The sequence below is a fragment of the Arthrobacter sp. PTI12 genome (genome assembly GCF_056679915.1).
Genome location: NZ_CM155256.1, coordinates 1,318,406 through 1,332,994, shown reverse-complemented (window position 1 = coordinate 1,332,994; position 14,589 = coordinate 1,318,406). Strand labels below are relative to the sequence as shown.

Annotated in this window: 14 protein-coding genes; 7 read left to right on the top strand and 7 right to left on the bottom strand. The window is 62.5% G+C overall.

Annotated features, from left to right (window positions below; translation table 11 throughout):
- Positions 1 to 32 precede the first annotated feature (32 nt).
- The 3 genes from AC1MBU_RS06630 (at position 33) to AC1MBU_RS06620 (ending at position 3,850) form a co-directional block, all read left to right on the top strand.
- The gene (locus tag AC1MBU_RS06630) at positions 33 to 1,199 is read left to right on the top strand and encodes a glycosyltransferase family 4 protein (protein ID WP_479789517.1); all 1,167 of its coding nucleotides are present in this window, start codon (positions 33 to 35) and stop codon (positions 1,197 to 1,199) included.
- Between the two features lie 215 nt (positions 1,200 to 1,414).
- Entirely contained in the window at positions 1,415 to 2,872 is a 1,458-nt protein-coding gene (locus AC1MBU_RS06625; RefSeq protein WP_479789514.1) for an alpha/beta hydrolase domain-containing protein, read from the top strand.
- 123 nt (positions 2,873 to 2,995) lie between these two features.
- Entirely contained in the window at positions 2,996 to 3,850 is an 855-nt protein-coding gene (locus AC1MBU_RS06620) for an MSMEG_6728 family protein (protein WP_479789512.1), read from the top strand.
- A 57-nt stretch (positions 3,851 to 3,907) separates the two neighbouring features.
- Here AC1MBU_RS06620 and AC1MBU_RS06615 read toward each other — a convergent pair whose 3' ends face one another.
- Both AC1MBU_RS06615 and AC1MBU_RS06610 read right to left on the bottom strand, forming a co-directional pair.
- Positions 3,908 to 4,111 carry a hypothetical protein gene (locus tag AC1MBU_RS06615; RefSeq protein WP_479789510.1) on the bottom strand — a complete coding sequence of 68 codons (204 nt, stop codon included), beginning with the start codon at positions 4,109 to 4,111 and terminating at the stop codon, positions 3,908 to 3,910.
- Between the two features lie 2 nt (positions 4,112 to 4,113).
- Entirely contained in the window at positions 4,114 to 4,617 is a 504-nt protein-coding gene (locus AC1MBU_RS06610; protein WP_479789508.1) for a PIG-L deacetylase family protein, read from the bottom strand.
- 347 nt (positions 4,618 to 4,964) lie between these two features.
- On the opposite strand from AC1MBU_RS06610, the gene AC1MBU_RS06605 reads away from it, so the two are divergent.
- Complete coding sequence (locus AC1MBU_RS06605) at positions 4,965 to 6,380, top strand: stealth conserved region 3 domain-containing protein (protein WP_479789730.1); 1,416 nt, start codon at positions 4,965 to 4,967, stop codon at positions 6,378 to 6,380.
- 54 nt (positions 6,381 to 6,434) lie between these two features.
- Here AC1MBU_RS06605 and AC1MBU_RS06600 read toward each other — a convergent pair whose 3' ends face one another.
- A complete protein-coding gene (locus tag AC1MBU_RS06600; protein ID WP_479789506.1) occupies positions 6,435 to 7,346 on the bottom strand; it encodes a phosphodiesterase in 912 nt (303 codons plus the stop codon).
- Between the two features lie 216 nt (positions 7,347 to 7,562).
- On the opposite strand from AC1MBU_RS06600, the gene AC1MBU_RS06595 reads away from it, so the two are divergent.
- Entirely contained in the window at positions 7,563 to 8,309 is a 747-nt protein-coding gene (locus AC1MBU_RS06595; RefSeq protein WP_479789504.1) for a M50 family metallopeptidase, read from the top strand.
- Here AC1MBU_RS06595 and AC1MBU_RS06590 read toward each other — a convergent pair.
- The 4 genes from AC1MBU_RS06590 to AC1MBU_RS06575 are packed head-to-tail and all read right to left on the bottom strand — an operon-like array spanning position 8,306 to position 12,009.
- The gene (locus AC1MBU_RS06590) at positions 8,306 to 9,331 is read right to left on the bottom strand and encodes a glycine betaine ABC transporter substrate-binding protein (protein ID WP_479789502.1); all 1,026 of its coding nucleotides are present in this window, start codon (positions 9,329 to 9,331) and stop codon (positions 8,306 to 8,308) included. The two genes, AC1MBU_RS06595 and AC1MBU_RS06590, sit on opposite strands and share 4 nt — an antisense overlap.
- Positions 9,332 to 10,093, bottom strand: coding sequence for an ABC transporter permease (locus tag AC1MBU_RS06585; RefSeq protein WP_471673540.1), 762 nt, complete (start codon positions 10,091 to 10,093; stop codon positions 9,332 to 9,334). It lies immediately after the preceding gene.
- Positions 10,094 to 10,127: 34 nt separating this feature from the next.
- Positions 10,128 to 11,432, bottom strand: a complete 1,305-nt coding sequence (locus tag AC1MBU_RS06580) for an ATP-binding cassette domain-containing protein (protein WP_277358626.1) — start codon at positions 11,430 to 11,432, stop codon at positions 10,128 to 10,130.
- Positions 11,425 to 12,009, bottom strand: a complete 585-nt coding sequence (locus tag AC1MBU_RS06575; RefSeq protein WP_428831039.1) for an ABC transporter permease — start codon at positions 12,007 to 12,009, stop codon at positions 11,425 to 11,427. Before AC1MBU_RS06575 ends, AC1MBU_RS06580 begins: the two co-directional genes overlap by 8 nt.
- Positions 12,010 to 12,268: 259 nt before the next feature.
- Between AC1MBU_RS06575 and AC1MBU_RS06570 the strand changes: the two genes are divergently transcribed.
- On the top strand, positions 12,269 to 12,676 hold the full coding sequence (locus AC1MBU_RS06570) for a hypothetical protein (RefSeq protein WP_277358628.1): 408 nt from the start codon (positions 12,269 to 12,271) through the stop codon (positions 12,674 to 12,676).
- Between the two features lie 51 nt (positions 12,677 to 12,727).
- Positions 12,728 to 14,542: a glutaminase A gene (gene glsA, locus AC1MBU_RS06565; protein ID WP_479789499.1), complete on the top strand. Its 1,815-nt coding sequence runs from the start codon at positions 12,728 to 12,730 to the stop codon at positions 14,540 to 14,542.
- The last annotated feature ends 47 nt before the right edge of the window (positions 14,543 to 14,589 follow it).

The window sequence follows — 14,589 nt, the reverse complement described above, 5'->3', positions numbered from 1 at the left end:
GGTGCACAGAACCCGCTGCCACTATCGGGAGCGTGAGAGTCGCAGTGGTTGCCGAATCGTTCCTTCCACACATGAACGGGGTGACCCACTCCCTGCTGAAGGTGCTGGCCCACCTTCGTAGCCGGGGTGATGACGTGCTGGTGATCGCGCCGTCGTCGTCATGGTTGGACAGGCACTCCCGGGCCGTTTCCGAGGCGCCGGCTTCAGTGGAGGGCTATCCGGTGATCACACTGCCGTCGGTGCCGCTGACCGGGTACACCAACGTGCGGCTGGCGGCCGGTACGGTCTCCAGGGTGCGGCGGATTCTCGCAGCCTTCGCGCCGGACGTGGTCCATGTGGCTTCGCCGTTTGTGCTGGGGTGGCGTGCGGTTCAGGCCGCGGAGCAGCTCGGGCTTCCCACCGTCTCCGTCTATCAGACCGAGATCCCCGCCTATGCGGCCCGGTACGGCGTTCCCTGGGCCGAGAACCTGTTGTGGCAGCGGGTCGAGAGCATTCATCAGGCGTCGACGCTTACGCTCGCGCCGTCGTCGTTCGCGTTGAAGCAGCTCGACTCTCGCGGTATTCCCCGGTTGCGGCTGTGGCGCCGCGGAGTCGATACCGCCCGCTTCAACCCCGTGAAGCGCGACGGCGGCTGGCGGCATTCCGTGGCACCGGCCGGCACAAAGATCATTGGCTACGTTGGACGCCTCGCCGCCGAGAAACAGGTTGAGGACCTCGCGGGGCTTGACGCTATCCCGGGGACCAAACTGGTCATTGTCGGCTCCGGACCGGCGAAGGAATCCCTCCAACACAAGCTGCCCGGCGCACATTTCGCGGGTTTCCAATCCGGCGAGGACCTGGCAAGGATGATGGCGTCGTTCGACCTCTTTGTGCATCCGGGTGAATCGGAGACGTTCTGCCAGACCATCCAGGAGGCTATGGCATCAGGAGTTCCGGTGATTGCAGTAGGCCGCGGCGGTCCGCTGGACCTGGTTGATTCCTCCCGGACCGGCTGGCTCTACCCGCCGGGTGAGCTGGACCAGCTCCACGCGGGTGTGATGGACCTGCTCGGAGACGACACGAAGCGCCGGGCTTTCGGCCGTGCAGCGTATTCCGCGGTGCAGGGCCGCACCTGGCCCGTGTTGTGTGAGCAGCTCACGTCCTACTACATGGAGGCGATCGAGGTACACCGGTCGGCGCCGGTCAATACCCTTTCTTAGACACGCACGTATGTTCAGTTGTCTTGTTCGGAACCCGTCCGGTTCATTACGTTACGAACACTGCTGCTAATTCAGACAAGCGGCTCAACGATCACAAGGGAGTAATCGTGCAAAGGTCTACTGGGGCGTCCATCGTGCTTTCGCTATCTCTGGCCGCAACAACTTTCGGGGCAGTGAGTATGCCTGCCGGCGCGGCCGAAGGCCGAGAGGATCGAGTGGCAAGTCACGCACTTGAGCGGCGAACTCCAATCCCGGATGTGGCGCTTTTGCCGACATCCGAGGAGTCCTATCCGTTCGGCGGTGCGGAGCATCAGCTGGTGCCCGAGGATCTGTCGAAGCAGGGCTATGTGGAAGAGGAATTCCTCGCCAGCGGTAAAGCCAACGTTTACAGCTGGCCGGCTCCGGGACCGGCTGTCGTTCAAACAACCGATGCGCCCTATACAACGCGTGTCCTGGTCAGGAAACCGGCTGACGATTCGCACTTCAGCGGCAACGTCGTTGTGGAGATGCTCAATCCTTCCAATCTCTTCGATCTCAATATCGGCTGGGCGATGACGAGCAGGCAGATTGTCGAGAATGGGGATGCCTGGGTTGGCATCACAGCCAAACCGATCTCCGTTGAAGCCCTCAAGAATTTTGATGCTGAACGGTACGGTTCATTGTCGTTCGCCAATCCGCTTCCGCTGAGCGATCCCCGCAACTGTCAACAGGTAGCCGCCGACAGCTCGAGAACGACCGAAAACGGTTTGGTGTGGGACATCTACAGCCAGGTCGGTGCATGGTTGCGCAGTGATGCCCCTACCAATCCCCTCGCCTATGGCGGGGAGGCCACGCTCGTCGAGAAAGCGTACGGTTTCGGCTATTCACAAACCGGCGGGTATTTGGCCAATTACATCAACGGCGTCCAGCCGCATGTGGTTGCGCAGGATGGTGCACCCATCTACGACGGCTACATCGTGGGCGTGGCCGGCGGTGCCTTTGCCGGCGCCTACCCAATGAACCAGTGTGAGAGTGCGCCGCCGGCAACTGATGAGCGCAGGCAATTCACCGATGTGGGTGTTCCAATTATGCGCATCATGTCGCAGTCGGACTACCTGTTCGGGATTGGTTCACGCAGGCCGGACAGCGATCTTCCCGGCGACAAATACCGCCACTACGAGATGGCCGGCGCTGGCCATGCCACCCCGGACGAGTTGTACTTCTCCGCGGCTCCCGAAGACATCATCGCGGCCGGCCGCACTGTTCCGCCGATGAATTGCAACGAAGGTCCACGCAGCCGTTTCCCGAGCTCCATCTTCTTCAACGCTGCGTTGAAGAACCTTGATCTGTGGGTACGGGAAGATATCGCGCCTCCCAGCGCGGATCCCATTCTCGTCGAGAACGGATCTCCTGTTCTGGACCAGTTCGGCAATGTTCAGGGCGGCCTGCGATCCCCGTTCCTGGACGTCCCAACCAGTACGTGGTTTGGCACAGCGACCGGTGCATCGTTTTGTTTCATAGCCGGCTACGAGCGCCCCTTCGATGAGGACACGATCAACAGCCTCTACCCGACTCACGGATCTTATGTGAAAGCGGTGAAGGAGAATGTGCGGGAGCTGGAATCACAAGGATTCCTGACCAAGGACGATGCGCGGTCCCTTCACCAGGACGCTGCCCAGGCAGAAATTCCATAGGCAGGGAGGACTGCACAGAATCATCGGGTAGGCAGCAGGTGACCGCGTTTAGCGATTGCACGCTCGCTGCCTACCCGGTTCCTTGATAGTCAGCACACTGAGCAAATATGGCACACTGGCCGCATGCAGACGTTCCTGCCCTACCCGGACTTCGCAGCCAGCGCCGCCGTGCTCGACCAGGCTCGGCTCGGCAAGCAGCGGGTTGAGACACTGCAGATCCTGCGCGCGCTGGTTCTGCCCGACTACGGTTGGCGCAGCCACCCGGTCACGAGGATGTGGATGGGCTACGTGCCCGCCCTCACCGTGTATGGCCTGGCGATGGTCCGCGAATGGGTTTCGCGCGGCCACGCGGACAGCACTGCGCCGCTGATCAGCGAGTTCGCCCCTGATTCCGCCGCAGCCTTCGAAGCGGGCACTGGCCCGGAACCTGCCATGCCGCCGTGGCTGGGCAGGCCGGAGATCCACGTCAGCCACCAGTCCAACCTGATCCAGAAGGCACCCGAGTTCTACCGCGAGCGCTTTCCCGGCGCACCGGAGGAACTGCCGTACTCGTGGCCGGAACCGGAGCTGGAACTTCTACCCGTCGAGCCGCTTGGTGAGCGCCTCTGGATCTGGCACGGTCCGATCGACACCGAGGACGGCGATGCGCTCCTGCTCCCCGGCCACCCGCCGGCTGGACGGGCGGTACCCAAATGGTCCCGACAGTACGCCGCGTTTACCGAGCTGGCGCGCGAGGGGGATGCTGCCGCCGTCGTAATGGAGGGTGGTGCCCGGTTGCAGCGGGGCACTCTGGGCCCGTTGACCATTGACCGGGAGGACAACAAAGACAACGACGACGGCGCGCCGGGCACCGCGCGGCGCCCCATCTCCCTGTCGGGTTGGCTTCGACGCAGCGACTTCGAGTATCCGGCGCTGCTGCAGGACCCGCGGCGGTTCTATGCGGTGGAAGCGTCAGCCGCATCAGCCGGTCCCGAATAACGCCGTCTTCGGGAGCGCTGTTATTTCCGCCCGGTCGTTGGTGGATGGACCGACAACCTACAGCCCGTACAGCTCGAACCCGACCGCAGGTGTGCCGCTGTCCCCGGAGTTCCGGCTGGTGGCCCAGCGAACCTGTTCGGTTGCCTGCTCCTCAACGGGCCTGCTGTCCAGCGCCTGCAGATACCTTGAGTGTGCGGCGAGGGAGAGAATGGCCTTCTCGATGCTCTCTTCGCTGACCTGCATGGCGTGCGTGGGGTTCATGCTCAGGATCGCGGTCCGCTCACCTCGTGGCGGGGGCCTTCAAGGTCGGGGAAGATCCACTCGTTGGCGGCATCGGCTACCGCGTTGAGCACTGACCGGCCGAGCGCCCGGTGATCCTCAGAGTTCCACTTGCCCGGGCCCCAGGTATCCCCGTGATTGAGTGTGACGATGCCGTCCGGCCGATGTCTGCGGATTGCTGCAGCCAGGTCGCGGCGAAGGTCGAGGGACTCGGTCAGGCGGCCGTCCGGGTAATCGAGAAATTCCAGCACGTCGACGCCGACCCCGCTGCATGCCGTGCGCTGTTCACCCTCACGCAGCGGGCCGCTTTCCTGCGGCGGGAGACCGGCGATCCCGGCCTCGCCCCGCGTTGCCAGCACATAGCTGACCTCTTTGCCCTGCGTGATCCATTCGGCCACCGCGGCGGAGGTGCCGTACTCGGGGTCATCCGGGTGAGCCATCAGCACCAGCGCGCGCTTCCAGTCGGTCGGGAACGGTTCCAGGGTCACAGTGCTCCTTTGCATGGGGTCCTTCCATTTGCAGTGCATCCCTTCAGGGATTGCCACGGGCAAGCCGGGCTGCTTGTAGGCAGGCTTATCATTGGAGCAGCAGCCGTGCAACCAATCTGCGTACGCACCGGCAACACCGCACTTTGTTGAAACCGTTGGAGGATCCCATTACAGATACCGCCGCCCAGCATGATGTGTACTTTGGCGCCCCCGAAGTCGAGAATGACACCGAGCTGCTTGAGTCTGCCTCCAGCGCCGCCGTTGCCAGGCTGAACGACCGCGATGACATCACCACGGTCAAGCGACGGTTTGCGCTCATCAATACGGATACAACACCGCACCAGGCAATGGTGGAGGACCTGCTGTTCATCCGGGAGGCGCTGGAGCGCGCCGGCATTGAGTATCTGCTGGTGCGCGGCAATGACGAGCGGCCTGTCGTCGCCGTCGACCTCAAGCACCGCGAACGCCTAAGGGCCGCGCTCGTCGAGGCTTGCCGAAACGAGCCCTTCTACTCGCGCACGGTGGACACAAAGCGCCGCACCACCCTGCTGGTGGCGGACGGCGCCTTGTCCCCGAGTGAGAAGGCCCGGATCTTCCGGCTATTCCGCCCCCGCATCGAGCCGATCGGCGGGCTCACGTTCGGGCCCTCGGCCGGTGTGCAGATAGAGCTGTGGTCCCTGGACGGAGACCGCATTGAGCTGCCCATGGAGAACTCACTGACTCGGCGCACCCTGCCGTCGAATGAAGTGGTGCGCGGCTCGGTCACCCGTCACGGCCTGGTCTGGCCGACCATCGACAACATGTTCGCAGACCACGCGACGGACATCGACTTCGAAATCGACCTCGTCTTCACCTGGGTGGACGGCAGTTCGCCGGAGTACCTCGCGGCCCGTGCTGCCCGTATGCAGAACGTTGTAGTAGGTGAGGGTGATGATCATGAGGCCCGCTACCGCCAGATCGACGAGCTGAAGTACGCGCTGCGCTCGGTCTACATGTTCGCTCCGTGGATCCGCCGCATCTTCATTGCCACGGATTCGGCGCGTCCCGAGTGGCTCGCTGACCACCCGTCGGTCACACTGGTTCCCTCCGTGGAGCATTTCAAGGATCCGTCCGTGCTGCCGACCTATAATTCGCAGGCCGTCGAGTGCCAGCTGCACCATATTCCGGATCTGTCCGAGCATTTTCTCTACTCGAATGACGACATGTTTTTTGGCCGCCCGGTGGGGCCGGACATGTTCTTCTCCCCCGGCGGAGTCACGAAGTTCATTCAGGCGGACACGCGCATCGGGCTGGGTGAGAATGATGCTGAACGCAGCGGCTTCGAGAACGCGGCACGCGTGAACCGCCGGCTTCTTCACGAGCGCTTCGGCCGCATCACCACTCGGCACCTGGAGCACACCGCGGCGCCCCTGCGCAAGAGCGTCATGGAGGAGATGGAGAACGAGTTTGCAGAGGAGTTCGCTGCCACGGCGGCGTCGAAGTTCCGCGCGAAAGACAACATCTCGGTCACCAATTCGCTGTACCACTACTACGCACTGCTGACCGGCCGGGCTGTGACGCAGGAATCAGCGAGGGTGAAGTACATCGACACCACCATGCGCTCCGGGCTGCGAAAGCTGCACAAGCTGCTGGACAAGCGCAACATGGACCTGTTCTGCCTCAATGACGGCAGCTTCCCGGAAATCCCGGCGGAAGAACGCGCCCGCGCTGTGACCGACTTCCTCGAGAAGTACTTCCCGGTGAAGGCGCCCTGGGAGAAGTAGGCCGGAGAAATAGGCCTGGGAGAATTAGGCCTGGGGAAGTAGGCCTGTGCGCCTTCAGACGCCGGTCAGCGTCCTGGCAGGTGCTGCATCGGCAATCTGGACTCCGGCTGCCTCCAGGCGCCTGCGGGTCTCCTCGCGCGGAACGGTCTCGCCAACCGCTGTATGGGTGCCGATAGGCACCACTGAGTGCACCACCGTGTCCTCATACACGTGAACCAGATTGTAAGCCTGGGCTCCGTCGCGACCGCGGGTGCCGCCGTCGTCGTAGGTGAGGTCCTGGGTGTAACAGGTGGCGGACGCCACCGAGACCGGGATGCCCGCGAACAGCGCGTTGGTTGAGTAGTGCAGGTGCCCGGCCAGGATTGCGCGGACATCCGTACCGCGAATGACGTCGGCAAGCCGGTTTTGGTCGCGGAGTTCCACGAGGACCGAAAGGTCCTGGATGCACGGAACCGGTGGGTGATGCAGGGCCAGGATGGTGCCGTAGGGAGCCGGCGTGAGGAGTTCATTGGCCAGCCAGACGAGCTGTTCGTGGCTGATCTCGCCGTAGTGATGGCCCGGAACGGTGGAGTCCAGTGTGATGATGCGCAAGCCGTTGATCAGGTAGCTGCGGTCAAGCGGGGTTATGTCCGCGGGCTCGTTGAGCAGTTCGCTGCGGAGGGTGGCGCGGTCATCGTGGTTGCCCATCGCCCAGATGACCTCGGCGCCAAGCTTGTGGGCCGCCGGTTCGACGATGTTGCGGAGCTTCACATAGGCCTCGGCCTCGCCCTTGTCCGCCAAGTCTCCGGTAAAGACAATTGCCTCCGGCCGGGATCCGGACGCCTCCAGATCGGCGAAGATCTGGCGTAGCCGCGCTTCGCTGTCCACCGACCCGTAAAGGGGTTCCGGACCACCCACCAGATGGGTGTCGCTCATGTGCAGGATGAAATGTTGCGGCCGTGGGTGCTCGGCCGTCCGGAAGTTCATGATCGCCTTCTCGATAGAGCTCGACTAGCTTTCACTTCATTTAACCTTCATCAAAGCAGAGGCATTCCTACCTTGGGATGAACGTCACACGGCGAGTCCGTTAATACTTTCCCGTCCTGTGGTGAGAGGAATTCGGATCCGGTGCCTCGACGGATTGCTGCTTCCTCTCGTGATCCTCGCACTACCTTCCCAGCGCCGTCACGTAGCATTCCGCAGGTGGAATTATTGGCGCAGTGGTGGGATCGGATCGTTGCAGGCTTCAGCAGGAGCCAGCCACCCGAACTGACCTTGACCGAACTGCTGATCATTCTGCTGGCCGCCGCAGCCCTCTCCATTCCCAAGGCAACGTGGCGCTACTTCGGGCTGTTCAGCACCGTGGTGCATGAACTGGGACATGCGTTCGCCGCCCTGATGACCGGGAGCCGCGTGACCGGAATCCGGCTCAATTTCGACCATTCCGGACTGACCACGTCGCTCGGCCGTCCTGGCTGGCGCACAGCGTGGGCAACTTTTTGGGGGTACCCGGTTCCCGCCGTCGTCGGCGCAGTTCTGGTGTGGGCTGGATGCGCCGGCTGGGCGCCGGCCGCGCTTTCGGTAGGCGCCCTGGTGCTGCTGCTGTCACTGCTGTTCATCCGCAATGCCGGCGGCGTACTCATCCTGCTCGGAGCAGTGGCGGTGTCCACCGTGCTGGTGGTGGCCGTTCCCGCCGAATTAAGCGGCCACGCGGTCGTTGCCCTCGGAGTGGCGCTGCTGGTCGGCTCGGTCCGTGACCTCGGCAAAGTGGTCTCAGTCCATGCACGACGACGGCGGGACCGCGGACAGTCCGACGCCTACCTTCTATACCGCTCAACCGGAATCCTCAGCGCAGTGTGGCTCGCGCTGTTCGCCGTAGTCATCGCGGGATCACTCGCTTGGGCGTGGTTGGTCGTCAGCGCAACCGGGCGCCTGGCGATTTCGCTCTAACCCTCCCCGAGCGGCCCCTCCGGCTCGGTGATGAAGCCCTGCTCCACCATGAAATCAAAGGCAACGTCAGCGGGTTCTTCACCCTCAACGTCCACGCGCAGATTCATTGTCCGCAGTGCTTCGTCGGTGAGCGTGGGAGCAACCTGCGCGAACACCTCGGCGAGTTCCGGATGCTCCTCGAGCGTTTCCGTGTAGTAAACAGGAGCGGCGTTGTAGGCCGGGAAGAACCCGCGGTCGTCTTCGAGGATGGTCAGGTCGAGGGCATCGATCCGGCCGTCCGTGGAGAACACCTCACCGAAATTGCACGCCCCGTTATCGGTTGCGGCATAGATGGCTCCGGTGTCGTAGATGTCGATGTTGTCCTCCGGCACGCCGGTCGGAGTGCCGCGGGCCATGCCGTAGTGCGCAAGCATCGGGGTGAGCCCGTCAGGACGCGAGTTGAACTCAGCTTCGACGCAGAATGTACGTTCCTCGACCGGGAGCTCGGCAATCTCCGAGATTGTGCTGATGCCGCCCAGTTCCTCGACCGCTTCGGAACGGATAGCCATCGCGTAGGTATTGTTCAGAGGCGCCGGCTCGCCCCAGGTGAGTCCGTTCTCCAGATCCGCCTCGTACACAGCCTGCCACTGCTCCTGCTGGTCAGGAATTCCCCGGTCCTTGCCGAGGTAGGTCAGCCAGGCGGTGCCGGTGTACTCCCACGTGACGTCAGCCTGCCCTGACAACATCAGTTCCCGGACCGGCTGGCTGCCCGGCACGTTGGTCAGATCCGTCACGTCGAAGCCGGCGGCCTGCGCGGCGAGAACGCCGATTTTGCCGAGAATAAGCTGCTCCGTGAAGTTTTTTGATGTCACGGTGAGCGGTGCCCCGTCAACCACTTCGGTAATGCTGCCCGGTCCGGCCGCCGGTACATAGGACGTGGCCGGTTGCAGGCCGCACCCGGTTGCCAGCAGCCCGGCAGAAAGTACGACGGCGGTCGCCGCACTTTTGCGCGCAGCGGCCGGGAGAGAGAATGATTTCAACATCTAGAGTCCCTTCGGACGGGCGACATGTTCCACAACACGCCCGATCCAGTCGACAAGAAGTGCAAGCAGCGCCACCAGGATCGATCCTGCGATCAGCACATTGGTAAGGCTCAGGTTCACGCCGGTGACGATGAGGATGCCCATGCCTCCTCCATTGATGAAGGCGGCCAACGCTGCGCTACCGACCAGCAGTACAAGCGCCGTTCGGATTCCTGCGAGCATCACCGGCACCGCCAACGGGAGCTCCACTTTGAACAGCACAGCTACCGCGCTCATCCCCATCCCTTTGCCTGCTTCCACCAGCCGGGCGTCCACCTGCGTGATGCCCACCATGGTGTTCCGCAGAACGGGAAGGATCGCGTAGAGCACCAGCGCTATCACGGCTGCAGTAAAGCCGAAGCCGACAGCGATTGCCAAGAGCACAACGAGGCCGATGGCCGGCGCTGCCTGGCCAATGTTCGCGACGGCGAGCACCGGCCCCGTGAATTTCTTCAGCGGCGCACGTGTGAGCAGGATGCCGAGCGGGATGGCGATCAGCAGTGTGATGACTGCAGACACGGCGGTCAGCGCCAAGTGGTCGATCGCGTATCCGAAGAGTGCATCCGGCGCCAGCGTAATCAACTCGGTTTCCGAGAGGTTTGCGGTCAGCAGCCAGATGACCACCGCCGCGAACACTGCGGCGATACCTGCGAGCTGCAGGATCAACGGCCGCCATGATGGGCGCTTCACCTCAGAGTGGACGTTGGCGGCGTCCTCGGACAGAGGCTCCTGCGGCGCTTCCGGCTGAACTGTTGAGCTACTCAACGGGACGCTCCCCCGGGTTGGCTGACGCCACGTTGGCTGGCGAGGCACTGGATGACGACGCATCAACCGCCTCCAGCGTCCCCGTGTTGATCCCCACGGGACGTCCGTCCGAATGTGCAGTCATCGCGTGTTTGTGCGCCCGGGTAATCGCGTCCATCACCGTTTCGACATCGATGACACCGAGAAATGTATCCCGCCTCCCGGTCACCAGTGCAGCTCCGGCGCTGGACACCAGCATGGTGTCCAGCGCGTCATTGAGCGTGGCACGGTCACCGACCACGGGAAGCTTGGCGTCGACGTCGTCACTCACGGTTTCCAGCCGCGAAAGCTGGCGGCGCGTGAGCCACTGGATGGGCCGGCGTCGTCCGTCAACAACGACAGCGTGATTGTGGCCGGCTTCATCCAGCCGCGACAGGACATCACTGCCGAGATCACCGACAGTAGCGACGACGGCGTCAGCCAGTTCCACTTCGTTGACGCGGGTCAGCGTGAGCTGCTTCAGACCGGCACCTGAACCGATGAAGTTTTCGACGAAGTCGTTGGCCGGGTCAGCAAGGATCCGCTCTGGGGTGTCGTACTGGACGAGCTGCGCCCCCTCGGTGAAGATGGCAATCCAGTCCCCGAGCTTCACTGCCTCATCGAAGTCGTGGGTGACGCAGACAATGGTCTTCTGCAGTTCTTCCTGAATGTTCAGGAGCTCGTCCTGGAGACGCTGACGGGTGATGGGGTCCACAGCCCCGAACGGCTCGTCCATAAGGAGGACCGGCGGATCGGCGGCGAGCGCGCGTGCTACACCAATGCGTTGCTGCTGCCCACCGGATAGCTCTTTGGGGAAGCGGTCGCGGTAGGTTGCCGGATCGAGGGATACAAGCTCCAGGAGTTCGTCGACGCGGGCAGCGATCTTCTCCTTGCTCCATCCAAGCATCTTCGGCACAATCCCGATGTTGGTGGCGACCGTCATGTGGGGGAAGAGCCCGCCAGCCTGGATGACATAGCCGATCCGCCGTCGAAGTGCGTCGCCATCGATGTCTGTGACGTCGTCGTCGTCCAGGACAATCCGGCCCTCAGTAGGTTCGATGAGCCGGTTGATCATCTTCAGGGTGGTGGTCTTGCCGCAGCCGGATGGGCCCACCAGCATGACGATCTTGCCGGCCGGGATCTCCATGGTGAGTCCGTCAACGGCCGGCTTGGCCTGCCCGGGGTAACGCTTGGTCACCTTGTCGAGCAGAATGCTTGCACCGGTAACTGCATTTCCGTTTGCGGCGGTATTTTTGGGCTTTTCGATGGTGTCAGACACGGATACCTCGCGGGGTTGTGATGCGGCCGAGGCCGACGAGTAGAAGGTCAAGGATGAGGGCCAGAATGATGACGGCTACAACGCCGGTGATGACCGACTCGAGCGAGTTGGCGCCGCCCAGACGGGACAGACCGGAAAAGATGAACCCGCCGAGGCCTGGCCCGAGGGCGTACGCGGTGATGGCGGCGATGCCCATCACCATCTGCGCGGAAACGCGGATTCCGGCAAGGATGACCGGCCAGGCCATGGGCAACTCCACCTGAACCAGTGTGCGGAACCTGCTCATCCCGATTCCGCGGGCGGATTCGATGACGGCTTTATCGATTCCCGTCAGTCCCACGACGGCGTTGCGCAGGATGGGCAGTGCGGCGAAGAAGGTGACCACGATGACGGCCGGCGTGACACCGAAACCGAACGGCGCGATCAACAGGCCGATCAGCGCGAAGGACGGGATAGTGAGCCCGACGGCGGAAACGCTGTTGGCCAGTGACGTGAGCGCACCGCTGCGGTACACAAGCGCCGCGATGACCACCGACAGTATGGTTGCGAGGATGAGGCACTGAACCACAAGGCTCATGTGTTGCCATCCCGAGAACAGGATCTGATTGAACCTGTCACCTAGAAATTCCAACACATCAAGACCTTCTTCACCGTAGTTACGTAGCTTTTATCCGCTGTTCGCAAGGGAACCGTCGACCACCATAAGCACGTGAAGGTCAAGATAACGTCACGCTGAGATCACGGAGCCATCACTATTGGAGGTGAAAACACTGGCGGCCGGTACCGCCCGGACGTAGGCTCAAAGGCAGTCAACCCAGTTCTTCGAAGGAGTTCCGATGAATCTCAGTCACATCCCCCTGCGACTCAGCACGGGAGCGTTTATCCTCAATTCCGGCATCACCAAGAGGGAACTCGATCGGGACACCGCAGCTTACTTGCAGGGCATGGCCGCGAACGCTTTTCCGCAGGTCAAGCAGCTGGAACCGGAGAAGTTCGGCAAGGTGATTTCCGCCGTCGAAATCGGTCTAGGCGCCGCGCTTCTGGTGCCGTTCGTTCCCAGCCGCCTGGTGGGGCTGGGTTTGGCCGCGTTCTCCGGCGGTCTGCTCGCGATGTACTTCCGCACTCCGGGAATGACCCAGGATGATGCCGTTCGTCCCAGCCAGGAGGGGACGCCCGTCGCGAAGGACGTGTGGATGTTCGGAATCGCGCTCTCCCTGATCATCGACGGCGGGCGGAAACGCTAGTCCCGGCGCCGCCGTTGGGCGCCGCTGACGCATCGCCATAGTCTTACAGCTATGGAATCTCCAATTGAAAGCTACCTTGCGCGGATTCACCGGGAGATTGCGGATCTGAAGGACGGCAAGCCGTACAGCACCATTCCGGCGATGGCGAACGTCAATCCGGACAACTTTGGGATCTGCCTCACCACCGTGGACGGGTACATCTACGAGGTCGGCGATACGCGCGAAGAGTTCAGCATCCAGTCGATCTCAAAGCCTTTCACCTATGGTTTGGCGTTGGCGGATCTCGGGCTGGACGCGGTGGACGAGAAGGTTGACGTTGAGCCCTCCGGTGATTCGTTCAACGAGATATCTCTTGCCGAAGGTACCGGTCGCCCGGCAAACGCCATGATCAATGCCGGCGCGCTGACTGCCACCTCGCTGGTCAGGGGAGCCGGCGGCAATACCCGGATCAAGCGGATCGTCAACACGTATTCGGCATTTGCGGGGCGGCAGCTTTCCATTGATGAGGACATTTTCGCATCGGAGCTCGAACATGGTCACCGGAACCGCGCGCTAGCCTATCTGTTGAGGTCCTTCAACATCATCGAGGATGATCCGACGCCGGTAATCGAGGACTACTTCCGCCAGTGTTCGGTGCTGGTGAACTGCCTGGACCTTTCGCTCATGGCGGCGACCCTGGCCAACAGCGGGCGGAATCCCATGACTGGGAATCAGGTGATGGACATTGTGCCGGTGGAGCGCGTGCTGTCCGTCATGACCACCTGCGGAATGTATGACGACGCCGGTTCGTGGATCAGTACCGTCGGGATGCCGGCCAAGAGCGGTGTGGGCGGTGGAACGATCTCTGTACTGCCGGGGCAGGTTGGGCTGGCGGTCTATTCACCGCCGCTCGATGAGCACGGCAGCAGCGTGCGCGGCATGGCGACAAGCCAGCGGCTCTCGCAGGACATGGAGTTGCACTTTGTCCGGGCAGCGCGTGTGGGCAAGTCTGCTATCCGCTCGACCTACGACATCACTGCCGCGCCATCAGGCATCCGACGCGACGATGAGGCAATGGACCTCATCCGCGATCATGGGCATCGTGCACGCCTTGTCGAGCTGAATGGTGACCTGCTGTTTGCCGGTACCGAGTCGATGGTCCGCGAACTGAGCAACCTCCCGGACGAGGTGGAGCTCGTCATTCTGGACCTGCGTCGCGTCGATGAAGTTGCAGATGTTTCCCTCCGGCTCCTGGCTGAGGTCCGGGAGAACCTGGTCGATGAGGGCCGGGAGCTCGTGCTGATAGATGCGGAGGGAACGCTTGCCCACGCTTTCCGCGATGTCGACCGTGAGGTGCCGACTTTTGACACGCGGACCGCAGCGGTTGAGTGGTGCGAGAACCGGCTGATCGCAACATACGGGAGTGATCTCGATCTGCCGAGCAAGGTTGACATTTTCCAGTGTCCGGCTCTTGGTCCGCTCAGCGCTGAAGACGTGCAGAAGCTCGCAGACCGGATGGAAGATCGAAGTTACGACGACGGCGATGTCATCCGTCGTATCGGTCAGTCGTTCGGTGGAGTGTTTTTCATTTTGTCTGGAGCGGTCACGACATCGGTGGTCGGTCCCACCGGCGATCGGGTGAAACTGACCACCCTTAGTGCCGGGATGACCTTTGGGGAACTGGCGCTCGGCAGTGACGATCGGCAGGAAACCACGGTCAAGGCGTCCGGAAACGTTGTCATCAAGCTCCTCACGGCGGACGCCATATCTCGCTTGGAGTCGGAGGATGAGCGGCTCGCTCTTGAGCTGTGGAAAGCCCTGACCCGGGACGCATATACCCGGGTGGATCTCTATCTCAGGGAAACTGCTGTCAGGATCCGCGACTGACCGGGCGCTGCGCCTCCTGGACGCGCGCTTGAGCAACTTGCCGCCTG